Annotated in this window: 21 protein-coding genes; 8 read left to right on the top strand and 13 right to left on the bottom strand. The window is 58.3% G+C overall.

Annotated features, from left to right (window positions below):
- Position 1: 1 nt before the first annotated feature.
- Together QWY83_RS02985 and QWY83_RS02980 are read left to right on the top strand one after the other, a co-directional pair.
- On the top strand, positions 2-382 hold the full coding sequence (locus QWY83_RS02985; protein WP_249947233.1) for a response regulator transcription factor: 381 nt from the start codon (positions 2-4) through the stop codon (positions 380-382).
- On the top strand, positions 382-2,466 hold the full coding sequence (locus tag QWY83_RS02980; RefSeq protein ID WP_290245369.1) for a 3'-5' exonuclease: 2,085 nt from the start codon (positions 382-384) through the stop codon (positions 2,464-2,466). The genes QWY83_RS02985 and QWY83_RS02980 overlap by 1 nt, the downstream gene beginning before the upstream one ends.
- Here the strand turns inward: QWY83_RS02980 and QWY83_RS02975 are convergent.
- The 4 genes from QWY83_RS02975 to QWY83_RS02960 form a co-directional block, all read right to left on the bottom strand.
- Positions 2,463-3,161, bottom strand: a complete 699-nt coding sequence (locus QWY83_RS02975; protein WP_353958938.1) for an ABC transporter ATP-binding protein — start codon at positions 3,159-3,161, stop codon at positions 2,463-2,465. The genes QWY83_RS02980 and QWY83_RS02975 overlap by 4 nt on opposite strands.
- 131 nt (positions 3,162-3,292) lie before the next feature.
- Complete coding sequence (locus QWY83_RS02970; RefSeq protein ID WP_249947235.1) at positions 3,293-4,432, bottom strand: KpsE/RkpR family capsule polysaccharide export protein; 1,140 nt, start codon at positions 4,430-4,432, stop codon at positions 3,293-3,295.
- A gap of 21 nt (positions 4,433-4,453) precedes the next feature.
- Positions 4,454-5,392, bottom strand: coding sequence for a glycosyltransferase (locus tag QWY83_RS02965; RefSeq protein ID WP_249947236.1), 939 nt, complete (start codon positions 5,390-5,392; stop codon positions 4,454-4,456).
- Positions 5,389-6,537, bottom strand: a complete 1,149-nt coding sequence (locus QWY83_RS02960) for a UDP-galactopyranose/dTDP-fucopyranose mutase family protein (protein ID WP_249947237.1) — start codon at positions 6,535-6,537, stop codon at positions 5,389-5,391. The genes QWY83_RS02965 and QWY83_RS02960 overlap by 4 nt, the downstream gene beginning before the upstream one ends.
- 170 nt (positions 6,538-6,707) lie before the next feature.
- Here QWY83_RS02960 and QWY83_RS02955 point away from each other — a divergent pair, with 170 nt between their 5' ends.
- A complete protein-coding gene (locus QWY83_RS02955; protein WP_249947238.1) occupies positions 6,708-7,820 on the top strand; it encodes a polysaccharide biosynthesis/export family protein in 1,113 nt (370 codons plus the stop codon).
- A gap of 2 nt (positions 7,821-7,822) precedes the next feature.
- Here QWY83_RS02955 and QWY83_RS02950 read toward each other — a convergent pair whose 3' ends face one another.
- The 3 genes from QWY83_RS02950 to QWY83_RS02940 form a co-directional block, all read right to left on the bottom strand.
- Positions 7,823-9,358, bottom strand: a complete 1,536-nt coding sequence (locus tag QWY83_RS02950; RefSeq protein ID WP_249947239.1) for a M10 family metallopeptidase C-terminal domain-containing protein — start codon at positions 9,356-9,358, stop codon at positions 7,823-7,825.
- A 107-nt stretch (positions 9,359-9,465) separates the two neighbouring features.
- On the bottom strand, positions 9,466-10,095 hold the full coding sequence (locus tag QWY83_RS02945) for a DUF3047 domain-containing protein (RefSeq protein WP_249947240.1): 630 nt from the start codon (positions 10,093-10,095) through the stop codon (positions 9,466-9,468).
- A 75-nt stretch (positions 10,096-10,170) separates the two neighbouring features.
- Positions 10,171-10,950, bottom strand: a complete 780-nt coding sequence (locus QWY83_RS02940; RefSeq protein ID WP_249947241.1) for an ABC transporter permease — start codon at positions 10,948-10,950, stop codon at positions 10,171-10,173.
- Positions 10,951-11,094: 144 nt separating this feature from the next.
- Here QWY83_RS02940 and QWY83_RS02935 point away from each other — a divergent pair, with 144 nt between their 5' ends.
- The gene (locus QWY83_RS02935) at positions 11,095-13,407 is read left to right on the top strand and encodes a Tex family protein (RefSeq protein ID WP_290245367.1); all 2,313 of its coding nucleotides are present in this window, start codon (positions 11,095-11,097) and stop codon (positions 13,405-13,407) included.
- A gap of 95 nt (positions 13,408-13,502) precedes the next feature.
- On the opposite strand, the gene QWY83_RS02930 is transcribed toward QWY83_RS02935, so the two are convergent.
- Complete coding sequence (locus QWY83_RS02930; protein WP_249947243.1) at positions 13,503-14,351, bottom strand: asparaginase domain-containing protein; 849 nt, start codon at positions 14,349-14,351, stop codon at positions 13,503-13,505.
- Between the two features lie 39 nt (positions 14,352-14,390).
- Complete coding sequence (locus QWY83_RS02925) at positions 14,391-15,152, bottom strand: DUF2793 domain-containing protein (protein WP_249947244.1); 762 nt, start codon at positions 15,150-15,152, stop codon at positions 14,391-14,393.
- A gap of 138 nt (positions 15,153-15,290) precedes the next feature.
- Between QWY83_RS02925 and QWY83_RS02920 the strand changes: the two genes are divergently transcribed.
- The 4 genes from QWY83_RS02920 (at position 15,291) to katG (ending at position 20,413) form a co-directional block, all read left to right on the top strand.
- Positions 15,291-16,544 carry a glycosyltransferase family 4 protein gene (locus tag QWY83_RS02920; RefSeq protein WP_249947245.1) on the top strand — a complete coding sequence of 418 codons (1,254 nt, stop codon included), beginning with the start codon at positions 15,291-15,293 and terminating at the stop codon, positions 16,542-16,544.
- Positions 16,541-17,407 (top strand): glycosyltransferase family 2 protein, encoded by an 867-nt coding sequence (locus tag QWY83_RS02915; protein ID WP_249947246.1) that lies wholly within the window; start codon positions 16,541-16,543, stop codon positions 17,405-17,407. Before QWY83_RS02920 ends, QWY83_RS02915 begins: the two co-directional genes overlap by 4 nt.
- Positions 17,404-18,087 (top strand): sulfotransferase, encoded by a 684-nt coding sequence (locus QWY83_RS02910; protein ID WP_249947247.1) that lies wholly within the window; start codon positions 17,404-17,406, stop codon positions 18,085-18,087. Before QWY83_RS02915 ends, QWY83_RS02910 begins: the two co-directional genes overlap by 4 nt.
- Positions 18,088-18,208: 121 nt before the next feature.
- Positions 18,209-20,413 (top strand): catalase/peroxidase HPI, encoded by a 2,205-nt coding sequence (katG, locus tag QWY83_RS02905; protein ID WP_249947248.1) that lies wholly within the window; start codon positions 18,209-18,211, stop codon positions 20,411-20,413.
- Positions 20,414-20,446: 33 nt separating this feature from the next.
- Here katG and QWY83_RS02900 read toward each other — a convergent pair whose 3' ends face one another.
- The 4 genes from QWY83_RS02900 to QWY83_RS02885 all read right to left on the bottom strand — a co-directional run.
- On the bottom strand, positions 20,447-22,564 hold the full coding sequence (locus QWY83_RS02900; RefSeq protein WP_249947249.1) for a M10 family metallopeptidase: 2,118 nt from the start codon (positions 22,562-22,564) through the stop codon (positions 20,447-20,449).
- A 121-nt stretch (positions 22,565-22,685) separates the two neighbouring features.
- Complete coding sequence (gene dld / locus QWY83_RS02895; RefSeq protein ID WP_249947250.1) at positions 22,686-24,377, bottom strand: D-lactate dehydrogenase; 1,692 nt, start codon at positions 24,375-24,377, stop codon at positions 22,686-22,688.
- 12 nt (positions 24,378-24,389) lie between these two features.
- A complete protein-coding gene (locus QWY83_RS02890; RefSeq protein ID WP_249947251.1) occupies positions 24,390-25,535 on the bottom strand; it encodes an alpha-hydroxy acid oxidase in 1,146 nt (381 codons plus the stop codon).
- Between the two features lie 12 nt (positions 25,536-25,547).
- Positions 25,548-25,781, bottom strand: a 234-nt coding sequence (locus tag QWY83_RS02885) for a TRAP transporter large permease subunit (RefSeq protein WP_290245361.1), incomplete at its 5' end; no start/stop codon positions are given.

The raw sequence follows: 25,781 nt of genomic DNA, 5'->3' as shown, positions 1-25,781 counted from the left end.
AATGGGTGAGAAAAAAGTCCTCTTGGTCGAAGACGAACGACCGATAACCAAGGCAATCGCGACGATGTTGGGCGCGAATGGTTTGGTGGTTGATGTTGCCTCAACGGCTGAAATGGCTCTCACCCAGATTGCCTCGAACGGTTACGACCTCTTGGTCATTGATGCGAGCCTGCCCGATCAATCGGGATTTGCCTTGTGTCAAACGTTACGCCTGCGCGAAGATTTCGACGCGCTGCCGATCATCCTGATGACCATTCGCAACACCGACATTGAGGTCCGCAAGGCTAAGGCCGTCGGTGCGACCGCGACCCTGACCAAACCTTTTGGCCCCGCAGAGTTGCGCGCGACTCTCGCGCCGTTTGTGCAGTTGGAGAGCCTATGATGAAGCTAGACCGCCTACATCTGCGTCTTCGGATTCTGCTGTTCTTTGTGTTCATGACCCTCGGCGGGTTGGGGATTTTTGGCGCTGGCCTGTGGCTGGGCAGTCAGCGCGAACAGGACGGTTTCCTCTTTGCAGAGATCATTGGTGGTTTTGGCTTTTTGGGGCTGATGACGTGGATTTGGTATCTGTTTGACGAAAACCTCGCCAAGCCGATGCAATGGCTGGCGGGTGCCCTGATCGCGCGGGCGCATACGGACATTGAAGAGGAACTGGACCCGAAAACCGCGCGTTACCTTGGTGATCTCGCCCCTGCCGCACGTGAGGTCACACGCCACCTCGCGCAGACCCGCAACGCCTTGGCCGAGACGGTGGCGCAGGAAACCACGCGGTTGATCAATGAAAAACAGCAGCTCGTCGCGATGGCGGCGGATGTGCCGTTCGGTGTGGTGCTCTGTTCGGGAACGCATAAAATAGCGTTCTACAACTCTGTAGCTGCTGAAATGCTGGACGAGGACCACCATCACCCTGGCCTCGACCATTCGCTGTTCGACTTCCTCGAACCTGAACCGATTTTGGATGCCTATAACCGCCTTTGCGCATACGGGCAGGGGCCCGATATGGTCATCCCGACCTTGGTTACGACCGTATTGGGGCATCGGACGCTCTCTGCGCGGATGCGGTTGACCCACGCCGCCGACGAAAGCGATGCGACGCCCGGTTACGTGATGTCGATCGACGATGTGACCCATGATTTGGCGGTGGTCGGACAATCGACGGCGCTGCTCACGCGTGTTTTTGCGGACTTGCGCCCGCATATGGCGTCGCTTCGCACGGCGATTGAGTTCCGCAAACGGGACGCCGCCCTCGCCGCTGATCCGGAAATGACCGAAGGGTTGATCGACGGGCTAGACACGATGCTGCACAGCATTGGTGATCATTTTGACGAATACGACAGCAGTCGTGGATCACTTTGGCCGATGGAGGATGTCTCGGCCCGTCAGATCGTCAACGCGGTGAAATCGCGGCTGGAGATCAACGATCTGACCGTCGAAGGTCCAGATGCAACCCGACTGCATGTCGCCGCGCTGCCGATTATCGTGCTGCTCGCGCATCTGTGCGACCGCGTGGTCAATCAGCACGGCGGGCGGGTGCCGTCACTGATCGTCGCGGACGAAGACGATTGCCCGATGATCGCCGTGGGTTGGAGCGGTGATGCGCTACCCTTTGATATTATGTCTCAGTGGCTGGATGAGCCTCTCGATTTTGGCGTGCCTGGCGTGACGGGGCGGTCGGTTCTGCGGATTCACGCGACTGATTGCTGGCCAGAGTTCGGGCGCTTTGGACGGTCGGTCCTGAAAATCTCGCTGCCACATCTGGCGGGTCGCAAGCTGCCGTCTATGCAGCGGGGGGTCGAATATGACTTTGACCTTATGCAGAAAACGCCACCCGCCAAACTGACAAAGGCAAAGCTGTCTGACCTGACTTTTGTTGTGTTCGATACCGAAACCACGGGTCTGTTGCCGTCCCAAGGCGACGAGATTTGCCAAATTGCTGCTTTGCGCGTTGTGAATGGCCGCATCGTTGAGGGTGAGCAGATCAATCGGCTCGTGAACCCTGAACGTCCGATCCCTGCGCGGTCAACCGAGGTGCATGGGATCACCGACGAAATGGTCGAGAACGCCCCAACTATCGAAGTTGTGGGCGCTCAATTCCATAGCTTTGCCCGTGGGTCGATCTTGGTCGCGCATAACGCGCCGTTCGACCTCGAATTTCTAAGGCGCCATGAGGCTGGGATTGGCAAAGCCTTTACTAACCCCGTGTTAGACACTGTTTTGCTCTCTGCGATCGTGTTCGGTCAGGACGCGGAACATACGCTCGATGCGATTTGTCAGCGGTTGGGGATCGTGATTCCGCCCGAACAAAGGCATACGGCTATGGGCGATACGATTGCCACGGCCCACGCCTTTATCAAGATGACGGCGATGTGCGAGGCGCGCGGAATTGAGACGTTTGGCGATGTCATTGCCGAAGGGCGCAAGCATAAACGGCTTATTCAGGATCTAAATACCGACCTAGAAATCTAGCACTGATAGGCCCAGATTGCATCGTTCACATTGTCGAACCACATGAGGTGCCCGTCGCGGAGCACCATTCCCGCGCTGCACAAATTGCGCAACTGGTCCATATTGTGGCTGACCATGATCGCGCCCGCGCTTTCCATGCGTGACTTAAAGGCCATCGCGCTTTTTGCACGGAATTTGGCATCGCCCACGGCAGTCACTTCGTCCACGAGGTAGAGGTCAAATGGCAGCCCCATCGACAGGGCAAAAGCCAAACGTGCCCGCATTCCCGACGAATACCCCCGCACCGGATTGTTGATCTGATCGCCTAGGTCGGCAAAATCGGTGACGAAGTCCAACAGGGCTTCGGTGTCGACGCCATAGGCCCGCGCGACAAAGCGTGTGTTTTGCGCGCCCGTCAGATCGCCGTGGAATGATCCCGCAAAGCCAACGGGCCAACTGACCGTGCCGTTGCGCAGGATACGGCCCGCGTCGGGGCGCAAACTGCCACTGATCATGCTAAGGAGCGTCGATTTCCCCGCACCGTTTTCCCCAAGCAGCGCAACTGCCGTGCCCGCCGGGATAGTCATAGAGATATTGTCTGCCACCACGATGTCGCGTCCTTGGCCGCGAAAGGCTTTGGTCACGCCGTTGATCTGAACAATCGGCGCATGATTGCGAGGAGGGCTTGGCTGGTCTGGTCGAAACTGAAAGGTCATCGTTACACCACTACATTCGGCACCTTTCGCACGGCTCACACTAACCTTGCGTTTAGGTGGATATGGTTAACTATCGCAAAGCGTGCGCGAGAAGTGTGTAATTCTTTCGGGTATATCATTATCCCCAAAGGTTATAGCCTATCCCTTAGGGAATAATAAATCAGCGCCATCACCGCCCAGCCCAATGTGGTGAATAGAAGGATCAGGCCCAAGATCACCTCGCGGCGGGGATAGCTCGGTCGTTCTGCTAAAGTCGGTTGGATATAGGACGCAAGGTAGAGCGATTGGCGCTGCGCTTCGGCAATAGCGGCGTCATAAGCCTGCCGCGCGGCCCCATAGGCGAGCTCTGCAAATTCGCGATCCGCGGCGAGGCGTTCGTAGTCCGCGATGGTCGTCGCATAGGCAGGATCACCGTTTTCGCCCGCACCAAATTTGCCCCGTTCCTCGTCGATACGGGCGCGGATCACTTCGATCCTACGGGTGATTTGGTCGAGCCTCGGGTCCCCGTCGCGCACAGTGCCGGATAGAAGGTCGAAATCGATCAACGCTTCGGCCAGTTGCGCCTGAAGCGTGGTAAGGAGGCCCATTTGCCCCGCAACGTCCGCCTCTGGATCTACGATCTGGTTGCGAGTCCGAAATTCGGTCAGCGCCTCGCGGATGTCACGCAGACGGTCCTCTGCGCGGGTGAGGTCTTCGGCGGCATAGCGGGTGGCGTCGAGACGAGCCTGATCCGAAAGCGCGTTTATCATCACCGTGCTCTGGTCATAGATTGCGGTCGCGATTGCCTTGGCGTCCTCGGCGGTAAAGGCAATCGCCGAAACCTCCATCATGCCCGTGCCCGTGTCATAGGAGATTTTGAGCATCCGTTGCCAATAATCGGTCAGATCCTCAATCGTGCCCTCAGGGTTAAACCCCATGAGCGGATCGCTGGTATAATGCACGGAATAGAGACGACGCAGGTCCAATTCCGCGTCGATTTTCGCGACGATGTCTTGGCTGCGGATGAAAGCGTAGAGGATGTCGCTCTCGGATGACGAGGACGCGCCGAGGGTTCGTCCCAATCCGCTAAAGAGGTCCGTGTTGATTGACGTTTCCTCTTTGCGGACCGTGAAGCCGAGCGTTGAGGCGAATTGATCCTTTGCGATCAGATAGAGATAAGCGGCAGCAATCGCGGCAGGGAGAATAACGATCAGCACAAACGACCAGAGGAGCCCGCGATGGCGGGGGCGCAGGGTGGCCGCATGGGCTGGTGGCAGAGGCGATTGCGTCATCGTTTCTCCTTTGGTCAGAGCCTAGTCCTTTGCCCGTGGCCGCGCCAGATGTAGCGGATCATACCGCCCGCGTTTTCGCCGCAGCCCATGCCAGAACGCACGGGCAAAGATCGCAAAATAGGCGCGCTGTTCCCCGCCGCGTAGCCTCAGCCCCCGCTTGGTCCAGACCAGAACGAGGTAGGCAAGCGCAGCGGGGAACATCCATCCTGCGGCAACACGGGCGACTTCGACCCCGTTGCGGATGGTGTAGTGGTTTTTCCATAACGGACGGTAAACATCGCCCGAAGCGAGCGTCTCGCAATCATGGATGAACTGCATCTGGGGCAGGGTGCGAATACGCCAGCCCGCCTTGCGCAGGGCGAGGCTATAGAGAATGTCGTCCGAATAGAGGAATAGGCCCGCCTCTGGTTTCGGGATTTTTCGCGCGACAGACCCGCGCAGGGCATAACCGACAAAGGTCGCCGCATCGATGTCGCGGGCAGTGTCGGCAGGCACGGTAAATCCGCCGCGCCCGTGGCGAAGGGTGGTCAGAGCGCGATCCTTGAGGCTCCAGAACGGGTTGATGATCGGGCGGTTCATGTCAGAAGCAGTTCCATCGGACAGTCGAACATCGGCGGCAAGAACGGCAATGTCGGGCGAAATAGTCTCTAACTCAGCCCAAAGCTGGGTCATTGCGCCGCCAGCGGGCCAAGCATCATCGTCGAAAAGTACCAGCCAATCAGCATTTTCTGCAGCCTCTATCCCCGCCGCAAAGCCTCCTGCGCCACCGATGTTTTCGGGGAGGTTGATAACAGTCAGCCGAGGATCATTGATGTGCGCTAAAACCTCTGCCGTGCCGTCCGTCGAGGCATTGTTCACCACGAACACCTGATCGAACGGTTCCGCCAAGGTGCGATCCAGCGTCCACCGCAAGCGATCCGCCCGATTGTAAGTCACGATCACGGCGGCGATGCGGGTCATAGCGGGCGCACCGAAAATACAGGCGGGCAGGTTCTGTTTGCCGTGGCCGAGAGGTAAGCGGCGGCGGTGTCCAGCGCCTCGCGGATGGTCACGTCCATGTCGATGTAACGGTAGGTGCCCAAGCGGCCCACGAATGTAGTGTTGCTTGTCGCCTCTGCCGCCTCAACATAGCGGGCCAGCAGCTCCCGCTGATCCAATCGTCGCGTCGGGTAATAGGGCACATCGTTCGGCCCGCAGTCGATCGCGGTTTCCGCATAGAGCACGGATGCATCGTGATTTTCCCACGGCGCGAGGTGCTTTTGTTCAGTGATCCGTGTGTAGGGGACGGTTTCATCCCCGAAATTCATCACCGCACAGCCCAGCCAATCACCCCGTTCGCGGAACTCATCAAACCGAAGGCTCCGATACCCGAGCCGTCCGAATTGATGGTCAAAAAACCCATCGAGAGGGCCAGTCCAAAAGGTATGATCGTAGGTTGCTAGATCAGCCTGCGTCATTGGTTGACCCAGTTGCACAGTGATCAAAGGATGGTCCAAAATAGACTCTATTAAGGCCGTATACCCATCCGTTGGCATCCCGATGTAGGGATGGTCAAAGTAGCTGTCATCGTAGTTGAAACGCAGTGGCAACCGTCGAAACACCGCGGCTGGGATTTCCGTCGGCGGGCAGCCCCATTGTTTCACCGTATAACCGCGAAAGAACGCCTCGTAGAGCGCGGGCCCGATGGAGGCGAGCGCGGCTTCTTCAAAGTTGGCGGGGTTCGGGATGTCGACGCATTGCGCGGCGATAAACGCGCGTGCCTCGTCTGACCGCATCGCTGTGCCGAAAAACTGGTTAATCGTCTGGAGGTTTATGGGCAGAGAATAGACGTTCTCTGCCACCGTTGTCCGCACCGCGTGGCGATAGGGGTGAAACGCGGCAAAGCGGTTTACGTAATTCCAAACGTCCCGATCCCCCGTGTGGAAAATATGCGGCCCATGGTGGTGGAGCAGGATTCCAGTCTGCGCATCACGTGAGGTGTGGCAGTTTCCGCCGACGTGATCACGGCTCTCGATCACAGTCATGGTCAACCCAGCATCGGCCAATTGGCGGGCAATGACAGCGCCCGAGAATCCCGCCCCTACAACAACGATGCCTTTAGCCATGGACGCCCTCTGTTTACTCACCGCTAGGTAACGTGGTGGCCGCACGATTTACCAGTCGAAACTACCAAATATTGTGGGTAAAGCCGCGAAGGGGCCTACAAGTTATTGACCATATCCATTTGGGTAGTATGGTGCAAAGACTGCTTATCATAGCCACTCCCGGGGGGGACATGGGGTTTTCATATCGTCATCTGATGGCCGCTGGCCTTTGTGTCACCCTAGCCGCGTGTAACACGCCGCGTGGTGCTGGTTTCCAGTCAGAAGTGATCGCTGCCGCGCGACCCTCCCAATCTGGCGAAGAGGCTGCGTTCGAAGTGGTCGCTGTCACCCGTGATACCCAATCAGGTCTGGCTGCGTGGCCTGTGGTTGGTGACACGTCGCGGTCGTGGATCCGCAATGCAGGTCAGCCGTCGTCGTTAATCATTAACACCGGCGATGTTGTTACTGTGACCGTTTGGGAAACGGGCGAAAACGCGCTGCTTGCTGGCGCGGGGGGAAGTGCGGCGCAGCTCCAAGACGTTGTGGTGTCCTCGAACGGTGAAGTGTTCTTGCCCTTCGTTGGGGATCTGAAAATCTCGGGCATGTCGCCTGAAACGGCGCGTCAGCGGATTGAGGAAAAATACCTCGAAACGATCCCGTCTGCGCAGGTGCAGATTGCTGTGACCCCAGGCCGTGCGAATACCGCAAACCTCGTTTCTGGCGTTGGTGCGCCGGGTGTGTATCCGCTCGAAGGTCGGAACGTGACGGTTCTGTCGCTGATCGCCCAAGGTGGCGGCGCGCGCGGCGGTATGGCGAACCCGCAGGTAAAGCTGATCCGTGGCTCCTCCGTTTATGGCATCTCGCTTGATCGTCTGTTCGATAACCCCTCGCTGGATGCTGAAGTGCAGGGCGGCGACCGTATCCTCATCGAAGAAGACGACCGTACCTTCCTCGCGCTCGGCGCTGCAGGCACACAATCCGAATTCGTTTTCCCCGATGATCGCGTGACCGCGCTTCAGGCGCTTTCGCTGATCGGCGGCGTGGATGCTGGCCGTGCGAACCCCAAAGGCGTGTTGGTTCTGCGGGAATACCCCGCATCAGTCCTGCGCACCGACGGCACTGGCCCCGCGAAAGAGCGGGTCGTGTTCACCGTGGACCTCACAACCGCAGACGGCCTCTTTGCCGCCCGCAACTTTGAGATCATGTCTGGCGACCTCGTTTATGCCACCGAAAGCCCGATCAATTCCGCCCGCAGCGTGCTGGGTCTGATCGGTTCCGCACTGGGCATTTCGAACAGTCTGTAGGTCTAAAACCCCCAATCCGTGTCTCCGTTGACCATCTGTTTTAAGGTGTCATCGGGGATGTCGACCGTTCCGCAGAACCGCCACAGCACGTCTTGTAGGGACGGGTCGATGGCATCGTTGTTTTCGTCGATCATCGTGAGGTTTGAATAGCGATCGATGGGCACGAGGTCGTGTAGGACGAGTTGATCCCATGTCAGCGGGTTTGACGATTGGATATGCAGTGTTTCCTCGCCGTAGGTCAGCGTGAGGCCATCCTGCGTTTCGGTGTAGCCGATCTGGGACAAATTACGGATGAGGCCCCAACTGCTGATGTCGATGCGGTCCTCGCCGAGTGTGAAATCGGTGATCGTGTCAGGGGTGCCGTCGGGGATAAAGATGAACACATCTTCACCTGCGCCACCTGTCAGCATGTCGATCCCGCCGCCATCGAAGATCAGGTCGTCGCCGTCGGTGCCCAATAGCGTTTCCGCCGAATTAGTGCCTGATATCGTCGCCCCATTGGGGTCGAACGTGAGGTGGGTGATGCCCGTCTCGCTCGCTGATCCGACGTAGATGTCGATGATCCCATCGGTGCTGCCAAGTTCAATCGTGGACACATCGGCGAGGCCCGCTGTGACGGTGTCGGCCACGTGCGCGACGGGTTCCAACATACCGTTGGGGAGGAGGGAAAAGACGCTCACCCCGTCATCCGCGCCGCCTGCCGCGACCCACGTTTCGCCGTCGACTTGGATCGTGGCCAGTGCTGTGACGCCTGCGAACCGCGTGTCTAAGTCGTCGATCACATGGTCGATCACGGACATGGCGCCTGTTGCATCCAAGGTGACGACTGAGAGCGATCCGCTGCCCGCTGCGGCAACGATCATGTAGGTATTCGCGCCGATCACTACGGTTTCAATCGCGGTGGGGGCCGAGATCCACAGCCCGTCCGAGGCGTCGACTGTATCTTCGACCCAGAGGTTGCCGTTGTCTGCCACCGACCACAGGGTAAGGCCGTTCATCTCTTGGGCCAGGGTCACGATATACTGTGTGGTGCCAAAGTTCGCCTTGGTCATCGCTGTGATGCCAGAGGCGTAGGATTGCGCGGTGTCGGGCGTATAGCCTGTGCCGAGGAGCGCGCCATTGCCCGAAAACTGGAGCCGCGCGATACCGTCCTCACCCCAGAAGCCGCCGTAAAATCCGATACGGCCTGAGGCTAACGTGACGGCTGAGCTGGCGGTGATGTCAGACGGCCACGAGAATTCGCCGTAGTCTATTGCCGTGGACAGAGCGCCATCTGTTAAGCTGATCAATTGTAGGCTGCCGTTTGCGCCGCCTCCTGTCAGCAGAGCGGGGCCGTCGGAAAAGTTGACAACTGTCAACTCCGCCTCGCCTCCTACGGTATCGGTGCGAGTGTGAGCGAGGCTGTCGATTTGGCTGAGGTCGCTCGTCCAACTTTCAATCGCGCCGCCGTAACGTGAGGTGCCGACCAGCACGCCATCAATCACCACCAGATCAGTATAAAGCGCCGCCCCTGCGCGGCCAGCATAGTCGATGTTCATCGCCATCTCCCGTGTTCCACCGAACCAATGGTCAGTGGGCGGACGGTCAGGGGCAGGGGCGAAAATGAGGCGTAATGGCGGCCTTTGGGTCGGGTTTAATCCAAAGATTATTCGAGTTTTAAGTTCTCCAACCGTGCGGAAATCTGGCTGTCGGTATCATCGCTGTCCGCGGACAGGGCCAAACCAACAAGGGCAGTCGCCTCACCACCAAAAGCGCGAGCATAGTCGGCGGCGAGATTGACGGATTCCGTGTAGCTGCCCCTGCCCGCCGGTCTCCGAATGATCGTTCGACCCCGATCACCGAGGTAAGGAGAGGGCAGGACATCGCCGATCTTATGATCGCCGCCAAAGACATACATCAGCACCCGCGCCTCCTCGACCGCGAGGAGGCTGCGGATTGAGGCGGATTGATTTTGACGCGCTACATCTTCGGGCATGAACACGAAATAGAGCGATAGGTTCCGATCATCGCCACCCTTTTGCGTGAGGTCGGTTGGCGGCACGCTCGTTGTGACGGACCAATCCCAGCGGGCCCGACGCGTTGACCAGTCAGACGGGAGGAGCGCGGTCCACAACATCGACACTGTTCCCGCGCTTTGCACATCAACTGATGTCTCGGTCGCGGTATAATCGTTTGATGAAAACAGCGCGAATTTCTGTTCTGTCCAATTGGTCATGGGATTGGCCGCTGCATTGCTTGCGGCGAGGGTGAATAGGGCGGCGATTAGGTTGCGCATTTGTGTCCTCCGTCACGGTATAGGTAACGGGCGGCGCTGATCTGTAAACGCTCCTCTAGCGAACGTGATAGGCTGTCACAAAATCCTGTCGTGATTGGCGCGGAGCAGGATTAGACCGAAAACCAGTGCAATCAGGCCGAAGCTATAGCCGTAGGTGAGCGAGGCGTAGGTGGCCTCATAGGTTGGATAAAACCCCGCGCGAACCAGCCCGACGCCATGGATCAGCGGGTTCCACCAGAGCCATGTACGCAATGGCTCTGTCACGTTGTCGAGGATGAAGAACACACCCGAGGCAAAGAAGATCGGGCGCGAGGCGATGGCCCAGATGCGGCCCCAAAATTCGAACCGACCTGTGAGGTAGCAGTTCAGCGTACCGATGCCTGCGCCGAGGAGGGCGACCATGCCGATGCCTTGGGCTATTGGGATGGGGTCGATGTCTGCCTCGGCTGATGTCAGCGCGATGATGCCGCCGATCACGAGGATCGAGACGACGATCCCTGTCAACAGGTGCAAGGCCACGCGCGCAAGGATCGCATCGATCCACAGCACCCGCGGATAGGCCAAGAGCATCCGTGAATAGCGCAGAGTGTTCATCACCTTTGTTGAGAGTTCGCCGTAGATGTGGATCGGCAAAAACCCTGTCGCATAGAACAGCATAAAATTGCTGCCCAAGGACGGTTTGTTGATCATCAGTGAAAACCCGAACGCCATGATCGCGATGGCGCCCAAAGGTTCTAACACGGCCCAAAGATAGCCACCGGGTGAGCGACCATAGGTCGATGCCATCTCACGCAGGATCAAGGCCATGATCGAACGGAGCGTGGTGAATCTGGGGCGAGACAGGGTTGCGGTCATCGGGCTGCTTTGGTTCGTTTGGGTCGACTATAGACAGCGATATCGGCTTTGTCTTTCGGATCGGTAAAACAGTGGGCTTGGGTTGCTTGTGGCGGGTGGGATGCGGGGCTAAGAAGGATGTCCAGTTCGTATTTGGAGGCCCCTTTGGACACCATCACCCGCATTGCAGCGACCATCGCGCAGGACATTAACGCCACCCCGAAACAGGTCACCTCTGCCGTGGAGCTGTTGGACGAAGGGGCGACGGTTCCCTTTATCGCGCGCTACCGCAAAGAGGTGACGGGGGGACTGGACGACACGCAATTGCGCACCTTGGCCGAACGTTTGACCTACCTGCGGGAATTGCAACAGCGCCGCGCGGCCATCGCGAAAGAGATTACGTCGCAGGGTAAGATGACCGACGATCTGGCGCTGTCGATCCACAAGGCCGCGACGAAGGCCGAGTTGGAAGATATTTACCTACCCTACAAACCCAAGCGCCGCACCAAAGCGATGATCGCCCGCGAAAACGGGTTGGAACCATTGGTTGATCTGATCTTGTCCGATCGGGCGACCGATCCCGAGGTCCACGCGGGGGGCTTTATCACTGAGGCGGTTCCGTCGACCAAGGACGCGCTGAACGGTGCCCGTGATATTCTGGTCGAAGGTCTGGCGGAAAACGCGGGTCTGTTGCGTGATCTTCGTGAGTTCATGAAGCGTGAGGCGGTGATTTCCGCCCGCGTGATTGAGGGCAAAGAAAAGGATGGTGCGAAATTTTCTGACTACTTTGCCCATAGCGAAAAATGGGCGAGTGTGCCGTCCCACCGTGCGCTTGCGATGCTGCGCGGCGCGAACGAGGGCTTCCTCACCATCGATATCGCCCCTGACGAAGAGGGCGCTGCACGGGCCGTGTCGCTGATCGCCTCCGAACTGGGTGTTCGTTCGGGGACTGCGGGCGACAAATGGCTTGCTGGCGTTGCGGGTTGGACATGGCGGGTGAAGCTGTCGATGACTATGATGCTCGACCTTTTGGGCGACATGCGCAGCACGGCTCACGAGGAAGCGATCACCGTTTTTGCACGTAACCTCAAGGACTTGTTGCTGGCCGCACCTGCGGGCGCGAAGGCCACGATCGGTCTTGATCCGGGGATCCGCACAGGGGTGAAGGTCGCTGTCGTTGATGCAACGGGTAAAGTTCTGGACACCGCGACGATCTACCCGTTCCAACCGCGCATGGATGTGCAGGGATCGCAGGCTGTGATCCTCGCGCTCATCGCGAAACACAACGTTGATTTGATCGCGATTGGCAACGGCACGGCGAGCCGTGAAACCGAACGGTTGGTCGCTGAAACGCTGAAACGCTTGCCGTCCTCGGTCAAAGCCCCGACCAAGGTCGTCGTGTCCGAAGCGGGCGCGTCGGTCTATTCGGCGTCCGAACTCGCGGCGCGGGAATTCCCCGACCTCGACGTGTCTTTGCGCGGGGCGGTGTCGATTGCGCGGCGTCTGCAAGACCCTCTCGCCGAATTGGTTAAAATCGAACCCAAGGCCATCGGCGTCGGTCAATATCAGCACGACGTGGACCAGCACAAACTGGCGAAATCGCTAGAAGCGGTGGTCGAGGATGCGGTGAACGCCGTGGGCGTGGACCTGAATACGGCATCTGCGCCGCTCTTGGCCCATATCTCGGGCCTTGGCCCAGTTCTCGCCGAGAGCATCGTGGCGCACCGTGACAGCAACGGCGCGTTTACATCTCGCAAGGACTTGCTGAAAGTCGCGCGACTTGGGCCGAAAGCCTACGAACAATGTGCGGGCTTTTTGCGGATCACGGGTGGGAAGGAACCGCTCGACGCGTCCTCCGTCCATCCCGAAGCTTACGGCGTGGCTCGCAAGATCGTTGCGGCCTGTGGTCGAGATGTGCGGGCGCTGATGGGCGATGCGCAAGCCCTTCGCGGGCTAAGAGCCGAAGACTTTGTCGATGAGACATTCGGCCTGCCCACCGTCCGCGATATTCTGACCGAGTTGGAAAAGCCCGGTCGAGACCCGCGCCCGACATTCAAAACGGCAAGCTTTGCCGATGGGGTCGAGGAAATCACCGACCTGAAACCTGGGATGGTGCTTGAGGGAACAGTCACTAACGTGGCGGCTTTCGGTGCTTTTGTGGACATCGGCGTCCATCAGGATGGCTTGGTCCACGTCAGCCAATTGGCCGATAAATTCGTCAAAGACCCGCATGAGATCGTCAAAGCAGGGGACGTTGTGCGCGTCACCGTGACCGAGGTCGACGTGCCGCGCAAGCGCATCGGATTAACCATGCGCAAAGATGGTGGAGCGAGCGCGAAAGAGACCCGTAATGAACGCGGTCAGGATCGTCCGCGGGGCCAGGTTCCGTCCCGAATGCGGACACAGGCGAGCCCGCCGAAGCAGGCTGAAACGGGTGGTCTGGGGGCTGCGCTCCTTGAGGCGATGCGCAAGAAATAACCCACGTTCGAATTTGGAACTGCGGTTGCGCCGCACCCGATGGGTGCGGCGCTTTGCTTTGAAAAAGCAGGTCGAAATTTTTGAAATTTGGCCGCTTAATTGAGCCAAAGGTGGATCAAGGCGGCCTCTGGCGTCTCTAACCCGCCATTTTCAACGCCCGCCGCCCATAATTCCGACCCCGCCGCATAAGCACCCGGTTCTAACCCGCCCGTCGTGCTTTGGCTGACAGCACGGATGCGTTTGCCGTCTGCGATCGCGGATTTCAGGGCGTTATAGAGCGCGGGATTGTTCATCGCGGTCCCTGCACCAAACACCCGCAACACCGCGCCATCCAATTCGGACAGCATTGCAGATAGGGCAGCGACGGGAAAATCGGGCGTCAACGTCACGACGGCGAGGCGTTGCGCGTCAAACTGACGACGGGTCGGGGCGGATGAAAGTGTCTGTGGAATGTAGCGGAAAGCATCGTCCGCGTGGCTGTCGTATTTTGTCAGGCCATCAGCGGGTAAGAGCTTGCCCGCAAAGGATAAGTACACGCCCGCGTCGCTGTGGTTCAGCGCGGCATCAAGCGCGAGATCGAGGTTCCCTTCGGCATCACCGCCCGTGTTCAAGGGTTGCATCGATCCGCACAGAATGACCCGACGGTCCAGATCCGCCAGCGCCTGTGACAGAGCTGCGCCGGTGAAGGACATCGTGTCGGTGCCATGCGTTACGATCGCGGGCATAACGGGGTGATCGGTCAGCACCGATAGAATTTCGTTCCAGTGCTTTGGCCCAACATCAGCCGAGTCCAAAAGCGGATCAAAAACGTGCTGATGCAAGGTCACGCCAGTGGGTAGCCGCGCCGCGATTGCGTCCTCGACCACGCCCTTTTGCGGGGCGAGGCCGTTGGCCGTGGGCACCATGCCGATGGTGCCGCCAGTATGTATCAAAAGTAGGTCCATACCCATCACTAGCCTGATCGAGCGCGGCTCGGCAATCCGTCAAAACAGGTCATGCCATTGGGTGCCGTCGTAACACCGCAGCTTTGTCGTTGTGTCGTCGAAATAGAGCATCCCAGCGGTGGGCGAGGTGGGGGCGGTCGTCGGCGTTAAGGTTAATGCCTGAGATAAGGTGACGTTGCCATTGGCCGCCGCGACTGAAAGGGCGGTCGTCCAGGTGCTTCCATCCGCACTGACCTTCACCGCGAAATCGTCCGTTCCCGCGAGGCCCATCTCGGCGCGGCCCGACCAATTCGATTGGAAAAGGAGGCTGGCAGTGTCGGCAGGTGTTGCCTTGTTCACCTTCACCTGATGACCGGCGCCCGCGTGGTTCAAAAGCACCGCGTCAGAGGAAATTGACAGGCGATTGGTGCTGTCGGCAGAGGCGTTGATCCCGAGTTCGGGGAGGTTATGGAGCGCAGACTGATTGCGTGCATCGACCCAAGTTCCGGCAGAATAGAGCCTAATATCACCACTCTCGGTCGTCGCTAGCCAACCGTTTTGTGGGATGACATAGACCCAGCCGCCGTTCTGAAACACGGCGAGTTGCCCCGCGTTACCGATCCAGTCTCCAGTTGGAGTTTGGCCAATCGCGTAGCAGTCGCCTTCGGTCGGGTTGGCGGGGGGATTGGCCGCGTCGAATTCGCTGACAACGAGCTGCACAACGAGGTCGAGACGGTCGAGGGCATCGTTATGTGTGACGTGTTTTTGCGCCTGAGCGGGCATCAGATAGGGGAGCGAAAGGGTGGCGGACGTATCGGGCATAGGGACCTCTGGGGCTGAAATTTTCATCAACATTAAGGTTAAATTCCCAAGGTTCGGCTAATGCGGCGTTCGCTCTGGTAAGGGCCTGTTAACCTTGATTGTCTTTCTATGGCGCATATGGTCGGGTAGGAATTAACTATGACGGAAGCGCCAGAAAGATTGCCTTATGAGTCCCTGCTGGCCGCTGGCTATCAGGTTGCCCCGTTCGTTGTAGAGCGTTTGCTCTATATTCGGGAACGACTGTTCTCTCGTCAGATTGGGCGGCATCAATGGCGTCCGTTGAACGGCATTCTAATGGGGGATCGAACCCGACCTGACCACGCAAAACCGCCTGCGATCCTCATAGGAATGCACTGGTTTGCGGTCGGCGGGGCCGAGACGCTCGCGCGGGATTGCATCGAATGGGCGCGGGATTTGGGGCTGCGGGTGTTCGTCGTGGCCGAGCGATCACGGGGCGTTGCGCCCGAGGGCGTGACGGTGCTGGATTGGCTTGATCGTCCCCGTTCAGAGTGGGGCGTACTCGTTCAAGATGTTGTTTTGCAAGAGAATATCATTGCAATTCATATCCATCATTGCGTTCCCCTTTACGCCGCTTTGCCTGTGATCCGCCGTCAACTGCCGTGGGTTCGGACCTATGACAGCACGCATATTGTGGAGCATATGGACGGCGGGTTTGTTCGGATTTCAGGGGTGTGGAGCGGGCACCTTGATCGGACGCATGTGATCAGTCGTAAGTTGGTTAACTTTTATCGAGATCGGTTTGACTGCCCTGTTGATCTTGGGCGGATGATTGAAAAGAGAGAAGTCGCGGCTGTTCGGATGCAACCCCGGCAGACCGCGCTGCGGGTCGCCTTTGTCGGGCGGATGGCCTACCAGAAGCGACCTATGACGGCGCTTTGGGCGATGGCTCGTTTGGTGCGGTGGGGGCGAAAGAACGGTGTGGACCTGCGGTTTGATATGGTGGGCGAGGGGCCATTTTTGCGGTTTGCTCGGCAGATCGCCGAGGCCAAGGGTTTGTCCGCTCGGATTACATTTCATCCGAGCGGCGCGGATGTGCGGGCGGTTCTAAGGGGTGCGGATATATTGATCCTGCCGTCCGCGAATGAGGGCCTCGCGCTTGTCGCGATTGAGGCGATTGAAGAAGGGGTGATCCCGATTGCCACCGACGTCGGTGCGATGGGTGAACTGCTGTCGCAAGACCTGTTGACGCCGCAAGAGCCTGCGCAGACTGTTCGGGGGATAGTGCGCATCGTGGACCGTTTGTGGCGGGATGGGGCGTTTTTGGAAAAACAGGCTCTAACTTTGTGGAAAAACCTAGAAACGTTTATTGCTGAGCCTTCTGCGGAGGATGTGATTACGGGGTATTATCGCGAGGCGCTGGGGGCCAAATGACCAAACTTGCCGCTGTCATCGTCACCCATAATCGGGCGGATAAACTGGCGAAAGTTCTGGCCGCGCTGCGTGGTCAGACGCGCGTTCCAGATGTGATTTACGTGGTCGATAATGCCTCAATGGATCATACGGCTGAGGTCGCGATTGGCGTCGAGTATCTGCGTTTGCATGAGAATATCGGCGGGGCGGGTGGCTTTAACCTCGGGCTGAAACGCGCCTATGTGGATGGTGCCGATCTGGTTTGGGTGAGCGATGACGATGCCTATCCCGAGCCGACGGCGATTGAGCGGCTCGAACAGGCTCTAGCCCAGTTCGAAACGAACGCGGGGCGGTGCGCGCCGTTTGCCTGTTCGTGGGTAAAATGGACGGATGGCGGGCATTGCGAGATGAACACGCCTGCGCCCGTTTGGGATTGGCCGCGGTTTTATGCGCCTGACGCGCCGGTGTTCCTCGTGTCGTCTTGTTCGTTCGTGTCCTGCCTGATCCCGCGTTGGGCGATTGAGGCGCATGGGCTGCCGATTTCGGACTACTTCATTTGGTATGACGATGCGGAGTATACGCAGCGGTTGGCGCGGTCCCATCCCGGTCTATTCGTGCCTGAAAGTGTGGTCGTGCACGATTTGCCCGTTAACCAAGGAGTGAATTACGGGTTGATCACGCGGGAGACGCTCTGGAAATTCAGGTACGGAGCGCGGAACGAAACTTCGGCGCGGCTGCGGATGATGGGCTGGGCTGGCGTGGCAGAGTTCTGGCTTCGGGCGAACCGTCAGATGCGTGGGACGCCTTGGCAGTTTCGGCGGGCGATTTATGCTGCGTTTTGGCGTGGGCTTTGGTTCCGACCAGAGATTGAGAGGGTCAAATGAGCCATCGTTTTGATGCCACATACCCCAACCTCAAGGGCTGTATTTTCATTGTGACCTATGGGCGCAGTGGGTCAACGCTATTGCAGAACTTGTTGATGACGATTGATGGCGCCACGATCCGTGGTGAAAACCACAACGCGATGGAGTGTATTTGGGGCGCGGCGCGGCGGGTGCGGATGACACGCTATTCGTGGGGGGAAGAACCGCGCGGTCCTGATCATCCGTGGCACGGTGCCGATCAGATGCGGCCGGTGAAATTCGGGGCGGCCTTGGTCGATGCCTTTGTGGAAAACGTGCTGACGCCGCCCAATGATGCGCGTTGGTTCGGGTTTAAGGAAATCCGTTACAACGCCTTGGGTGATGATTTCCCAATGGTCCTCGATTTCATGCACCATCATTTCAAAAACGCTCGGTTCATTTTCAATACGCGTGACGTGGATGAGGTGGCACGTTCTGGGTGGTGGAAAGACTGGGATCGCGAAGACGTGCACCGTTTGGTCGAAGGGATGGATGCACGGTTTGCAAACTATGCCGCGCAGTATCCAGAGCGTGCGATCCTGACGAATTATGCGACGTTTTATGACGATCCTTCTGGATTAGAACCTGTTTTTGACTGGCTGGAGGAGCCGATTGATACGGCTAAAACGGCAGCAGTTTTGGCGTGGCGGTTGGACCATTAGTGATAAGTATTAATTATCGCGACAATCAGAATATCTAATTTTTACTTATTCTAAACTCTCGTTAGGCTTCTTCCAGATTGGCGCGGATGAACCCGCGCCCAGACCTATGATGGAGAGTGTTATGGACGGAAATACTGGCGGTAAATGCCCTGTTATTCATGGCGCGATGCCCAATGTGCGCAATGATCGCCGTGGGAATCGCGATTGGTGGCCAAACCAGCTGAACCTGAAGGTGCTTCATCAGAACCAGCCTGCGGGCAATCCAATGGACCCCGATTTTAACTATGCTGAAGCGTTCAAGTCGCTCGACCTCGACGCTGTAAAGGCGGACTTGACCGCGCTGATGACTGATAGCCAAGACTGGTGGCCTGCGGACTACGGGCACTACGGTCCGTTCTTTATTCGTATGGCGTGGCACTCTGCGGGCACCTACCGCACAGCTGACGGTCGTGGTGGGTCGCGTTCGGGCACGCAGCGTTTTGCGCCGCTGAACTCTTGGCCGGATAACGTGAACCTCGACAAGGCGCGCCGTCTGCTGTGGCCGATCAAACAGAAATACGGCAACGCGCTGAGCTGGGCGGATTTGATGATCCTCGCGGGCAACGTTGCGATTGAATCGATGGGCCTGAAGCCGTTTGGCTTTGGCGGCGGTCGTGAGGATATCTGGGAGCCTGAAGAGGACATCTATTGGGGTCCAGAGGCAGAGTTCCTTGCCACGTCGGACAAAGAAAACAGCCGCTATTCGGGTGATCGCGAGTTGGAAAACCCGCTGGCAGCGGTTCAGATGGGTCTGATCTATGTGAACCCAGAAGGTCCAGATGGGACGCCTGATCCTGTCGCCTCTGGCCGCGACGTGCGCGAAACCTTTGGCCGTATGGCGATGAATGACGAGGAAACCGTTGCGCTGGTTGCCGGTGGTCACACCTTTGGTAAATCGCATGGTGCGGGTGACGCGGCGCATGTTGGTGCTGATCCAGAGGCCGCATCGATTGAACAGATGGGCTTTGGTTGGGCGTCGAGCTTTGGCTCGGGCAAGGGTGCCGACACGATCAGCTCTGGTATTGAGGGTGCGTGGAAGCCGAAGCCGACCACTTGGGACATGGGCTATCTGAAGGTTCTGTTCAAATACGATTGGGAACTGTGCAAGTCGCCAGCAGGTGCGCACCAGTGGCACCCGATTGATTGCGAAGACGAGGACATGGTCGTCGACGCACATGACCCGTCGAAAAAGCATCGCCCGATGATGACGACTGCGGATATGTCGATGAAAATGGACCCGATCTATGGGCCGATTTCGAAGCGGTTCCTTGAGAACCCTGACCAGTTCGCAGATGCGTTTGCTCGTGCGTGGTTCAAGCTGACCCACCGCGATATGGGTCCGAAAGCCTGCTATTACGGTGCGGATGTTCCTGCGGAAGATCTGATCTGGCAGGACCCGATCCCAGCTTGCGACCACGAGGTTGTCAACGCGGCTGAGATCGCTGATCTGAAAGCCAAGATCTTGGCCTCTGGTCTGTCGACCCGTGAACTGGTGCTGACGGCTTGGGCGTCTGCCTCGACCTTCCGTGGGTCTGACCTGCGCGGTGGAGCCAACGGTGCGCGCGTTCGTCTGGCCCCGCAATCGGGTTGGGATGCGAACGAGCCTGATCAACTGGCGAAGGTTCTTGGCGTTCTCGAAGGGATCAAGGCCGAGTTCGAGGCAGGCGGTAAGAAGGTGTCGCTGGCGGACCTTATCGTGCTGGCAGGTTCTGCTGCTGTTGAACAGGCTGCGAAAGCCGCGGGTCACGCGATTGAGGTGCCGTTCACCCCAGGTCGTATGGACGCGAGCGCAGAGCAGACCGATGCAGAGTCCTTTGATCCGCTGGAACCGCTGAGTGATGGGTTCCGCAACTATCAGCAGCGCCAGTTCAGTGCGTCTGCTGAGGAATTGCTGGTCGATAAGGCGCAGTTGCTGACCCTGACCGCACCAGAGATGACCGTTCTGGTCGGTGGTATGCGTGCATTGGGCGCAAACCACGGCGGGACCAAGCATGGTATTTTGACAGAGCGTGAAGGTCAGTTGACCAACGACTTCTTCGTCAACCTGCTGAGCATGGATACCGCGTGGGTGCCTGTGGACGGCGATCAGCTGTTCGAAGGCCGCGACCGCAAGACGGGCGCTGCGAAATGGACCGCGACCCGCGTTGATCTGGTCTTTGGCTCGAACTCGCAACTCCGCGCCCTGTCCGAGGTTTATGCGCAGGACGACAACGCTGGCAAATTCGTTGCCGACTTTGTCAAAGCATGGACCAAGGTGATGGAACTGGATCGGTTCGATCTGAAGTAACGAACGAGAGGCCGGTGGAAACACCGGCCTTTTTCAAAACAGGTAGATGTCGTCAACGATGTCGTTGGCATCTTCCCAATCGTCGAGGGTCAGCGTGTTCCCTCCGCCGAAATCCCAAAACAGCGCGGTATCGAGTTGGGTCGCCATATCGGCAATTTCTTGGGCTGAGAGGCCGTTTAGACCGAGTGCGGCACTGTCTAAGGACAGGCGATCAACGTCGTTTAGGAAATCCCCGATCCGATCATTGCCTGCATCGTAAACAAATGTATCAAACCCTTGGCCGCCGCGCATGAGGTCGTCACCCGCGCCGCCTGACAGTGTGTCATTCCCCGTCGCGCCATAGAGTTGGTCGTTTCCGTCCATCCCGTAGAGCGTGTCGTTGCCTTCGTTTCCTGCAAGGAAATCATTGCCTTCGCCACCGCGCAGCAGGTCGTTCCCGTCCCAACCATGCAGGGAGTCATCGCCTGTAAAGCCATAGAGCTCGTCATCGCCAGACCCGCCAATGAGGATGTCGTTGCCTTCTTCGCCCGCGATGAAATCGTTATCCGCGCCGCCGTGGATGTAGTCGTCCCCTTCACCGCCGTTCAGGATATCGCGTCCTCGGTCGCCAAAAATGCTGTCGTTGCCAGCCTCGCCGTAGATGCGGTCATGGCCGATGTAGCCGTAGAGCTGGTCATCGCCATCGCCGCCGTAAACTGTGTCGTTGCCCCAGCCCGCGCGGACATCGTCAGCGCCGCTACCTGCGCGGATCACATCGTGGTTTAGGTTGCCGAACAGGTGGTCGTCGCCCGCGCCGCCGTTGATGGTGTCATTGCCCGACAGTCCGCGGATCGTGTTGGCGTATTCATTGCCATTGATCGTATCCGCCGCCGTGCCGCCGATTCCGTTTTCGATCACAGCGCCATAGGCGATTGAGACGTTGCCGTCATATCCGCCGATGTTGGAAAACGCCCCATCATTAAGGTCGAGGAGTTGGCCTGTAGTAAAATCTGACAGGTCGATGGTGTCCGACCCACTCCCGTCCCAAATGCTGAGGAGAGGGGACGTGTTGGTCGAGAAGTCAAACACGCCGCCCACGTTCGAGTTAAACCCGTAGACAGAGTCGCCGCCGTTGGTCGTCGTATTCGCACCGTAGAGCATTTGCAGCGCGTAAATGTCGTAGAGCATATATGTCTGCGGATAGAGCCCCATGTTCTGCATGGTGTTGGCTTCGTCGAAATAGCTCATCACCGAATATTGGTGGCTGTCCGAGATGAACTGAGCGGCTGATGAATAGGTGATCGTCGTTCCCGCGACCACGTCATAATCACCAGGGTGGGACAGGCCGATGGCGTGACCGAATTCGTGCAAGAAAACGAAGTAGGAGTAGCTGCCAACGTCGAGCGAACTGGTCGACACCCAGCGGTTGTTCACCCAAAGATCACCCGCCGCGTTTGAGGCAGCGGTGCTCCCTGGGAAATAGGCATAGGCCCCTGCGCCGTCGGTCGATGACGTGTAGCCAGCCAAGAGGATCGTGGCATTGTTCGTGGTTCCGCCAGCGGCGACTTGGGTCAGTGTCAGGTTTGTGAGGCTCGCTGCGTAGGTTACAACCTCGGTTGCGGCATCCATTTGGGCGGCGGAGAGTTGGGAAAACGGGGCCGCTTTGCCGTCTGCGTCTAGCGCAGTGCCACTGTCCCGAAATCCCCACGTGACAGTCGCGCCTGTCGCGGGGGCGCTGGACCACGTGGAGTCCGAGCGGATCAGCGCGGATGACCCCATCGCGAGATCGTAGTCCGCCTTGGTCCCGATGGCCAAAGACACTGCAAAGTCGCCGCTGCTGCCGCCATTGTAGCTGCCTGCAGCGAGGTAATAGGTGCCCGTGGTCGTGGGGGTATAGGTCAGGTTGGAGTAAAGACCGGGGCCACTGTCATCGTCGACCGTAATATTGCTGCCGTTTGAGGAATAGAGGGTTAGGTAGGTATCAGACACCGCGGCCGACTGCGTGCCCAAACCGGCCATCGCAGCCGTGTAGGTTGTTCCAGCGGTTAAAGTGACCTCTATCCAGTCTTCGTTATTTTGGGCGAGGTAGCCGACAAAATAGTCACCCACAGAGATCGCATAGGGCGTCTGTGTCGATGCGACGGCATCGTTGGTTTCGGTGACATAGGCCATTGGCATCCGCGACTGGATTGTACGTATACTCCAGTAACTTATACGGCGCTTTGTTAATGACTGCCAAACGCAGAAGCGCAAACTTTAGTTTATTCGGGTCAATCTTCCGCGATTGGGGCGCTTAGTCTTGCTCCGCATAGTGTTTGCGTTTCGACATTTTGCCTAAGCCCGGATTGAGGCTGTTGGTTGGGTCGATGGATTTGTAGAAGTTGGCGAGGTCGGGTTTCGCCGCGTAAAGGTGGCCGACGTTGTGCTCTGCTGGGTATTCAGCGCCGCGTTCATCAATCAGTTTAAGCATCGCGGTTTTGATCGCTTTGACGTCCGCGCCTGCTTTGACCACGTAATCCTGATGCATCACGTGGCACATGAAGTGACCGTAGTAGAGGCTATAGGTCAGGTGTTGCGAAATCTCAGACGGGAGCCGTTCGAGGAAATCCTCGTCGTTTCGGCGCAGCGCAATATCGAGGGCGATGATGTCCTCGACCTCTGCAGCGTGAATCGCTTTGTATCGGATTGCAGCGCCCGCAGCGGCAAAGCGGAGGAGGCCCGCCATTTTCGCTTCGCGCGGGTCACATTCAAAGAACGACAGGCGGCCGTCGCTCGCCATCTTGTCGAGGAGCGCGCGCGCCTCGGCAATGCCGTCGTCGCGCATCTTCAGGATCAAGTGGTGTTCGTGTTTGGCCCGCATATCGCGGAGCAATGCAGGCAGGATGTCGGGCCAAACACGCGACAGGGTTTGCATGAACTGATCCGTAAAGCGGCCCATGAACGGGACCTTCGCCAGTCGCGCATCAACCCAACCCTTGATCGCAAAGAACATGGGCAAACGGTCGGTGCCCAGTTTGTCGATCATGACCATCGTGTCTTTGCCGTAGCGGTCCGAGATGTCGAACACGTCGGCGTGCATGTATTCGGCGCTGACGGGCAGGGAGGCGAAATCAGACAGGATCGCGCGGCGCAGATCGGTCAACGCGGCGGTGTCATCGGTGCCGATGTAGAAGGTGCGCTCTGACGTGTTCTTTTCAAAGGTGTCCAGACGCACCGCAAAAACAGCGAGCTTGCCGGCGCAGCCAGCGGCCTCGTACAGGCGGCGTTTGTCGGCGTTAAAACGGGCAGGGGTGTCGGCTGTCACATCACGGACGCGGGTCACGTAGTCGGTGTCTGACCCTTTACGATTGGTGTCGTCGATGTCAGTCTCTGTAAAAGAACCAGATTCCAAACGGGTCAGGATCTCTTGTGCTGTGTCGCCCAGATTGATCCCGAGGTGGTTCACAAGTTCGAGCGTGCCGTCTGCGGTGATCTGCGCGTAGAGCGCCATTTCAGTGTAGGACGGGCCGCGTTCGACCAATGAGCCGCCAGAGTTGTTGCAGACGCCACCAACGACAGATGCGCCGATGCAGGACGAGCCAATCACGGAATGGGGCTGACGGTTCAGCGGGTCGAGGAGCTTTTCAAGCGCAAAGAGCGTCGCCCCTGGAAAGCTAATGACCTGTTTGCCGTCACGGATCAGGCGCAGGCCATCCATGCGGCGGGTGTTCACCAAAACCACGTCACGGTCATAGGTGCCGTTCGGGGTGGAGCCTTCGGTCAGGCCCGTATTCGCGGCCTGCATGATGACGATCTTATCGGCGGCCACGCAGGCTTTGAGGATTTCCCATTGCTCAAGCAGGGTTGCGGGTTGGACAACGGCCAGAACCTCGCCTTCACCCGACCGAAACCCTTTGCGGAACCGCTGGGTTGCGCGGGGAGAAGTGAAAATATGACGACGTCCAACGATCTGACGTAGTTCAGCGAGAAGCGCGCGGTTGTCCATTTCCAACTCCGGTTAGCGGAATCGCAGGTTATCGCGGGACAGTTGGCTGACCGAGGTCACGCCCATCAGTTTCATCCCGCGTTCGATCTCGGCTTTCATCAGGCCAAGCGCGCGTTCGACACCCGCCTGTCCAGCTGCGGCCAAAGGGTAAAGGTAGAACCGCCCGCCGCCAACAGCCTTGGCGCCCAGCGACAGTGCCTTGAGCACATGGGTGCCGCGCTGAATGCCGCTGTCCATGATAACGTCGATTTCGTCCCCGACCTCGTCCACGATTTCCTTGAGCTGATCGAAGGGCGTGCGCGATCCGTCCAGCTGGCGGCCACCGTGGTTCGACAGAACGATGCCAGTACAGCCGATGTCCACGGCGCGGCGAGCGTCCTTGGCGGTCATGATGCCCTTGAGGCAGAATTGACCGTCCCATTCCTGCACCATTTCCGCCACGTCGTCCCAGTTCATCGACGGGTCGAGCATGTTCGAGAAGTAGTTGCCGATCGACGAGGTACCACCGCCCATGTTCACGAACTTATCCAGCTGCGGCATCGCGAATTTTTCGTGGGTGACATAGTTGATGCCCCACATCGGCTTCATTGCGAATTGCATCATCCCACCAAGTGTCAGGCGGAAAGGGATGGAAAATCCGGTGCGCAGGTCGCGTTCGCGGTTGCCGCCGGTGATGCTGTCCACGGTCAGCATCATGACGTTCACTCCGCTTTCCTTGGCGCTTTGCATCATGGCGCGGTTCAGCCCACGATCTTTGTGGAAATAGAACTGGTAGCACTGCGGGTTTTTGTGTTTGGCCCGCATTTCCTCGATGCTGACGGTGCCCAGAGAGGACACGCCGAACATCGTGCCGTATTTTTCTGCCGCTGCCGCGACAGCGCGTTCCCCGTCATGGTGGAACAGACGCTGGAGCGCGGTTGGCGAACAGTAGATCGGCATGTCGAGCTTCTGGCCCATCACCGTGACAGACATATCCACGTCCTGCACGCCGGTCAGAACCGAAGGCAGCAGGTCACAGCGATCAAAGGCAGCTGTGTTTTGGCGATAGGTCACCTCGTCATCGGCAGCCCCGTCGATATAGTTGAAGATCGGACCGGGCAGACGACGGCGGGCAAGTTCGCGGAAGTCGTGGAAATTGTGGCAATGGGCCAGACGCATTTTCAAGCTCCGTTAATAAGCGACAGAGGGCAACCAGGTGGCAAGCTGTGGCCAGAGGTAGACCAGCATAAGACCAGTCAGCTGAAGCAATACGAAGGGGATGATGCCTTTGTAGATGTCGATCAGGCGGATTTCTGGCGGGCAGACACCCTTGAGGTAGAAGAGCGCAAAGCCAACAGGCGGCGTGAGGAAGCTGGTCTGCAAGGTCACAGCCACCATGATCACGAACCACAGAAGCGCGGGTTC

Origin of the sequence: Marivivens donghaensis (genome assembly GCF_030410045.1) — a bacterium.
Lineage (GTDB): Bacteria > Pseudomonadota > Alphaproteobacteria > Rhodobacterales > Rhodobacteraceae > Marivivens > Marivivens donghaensis.
The sequence above is the reverse complement of the archived record's forward strand: the minus strand, read 5'-3'. Positions and strand labels throughout refer to the sequence as shown.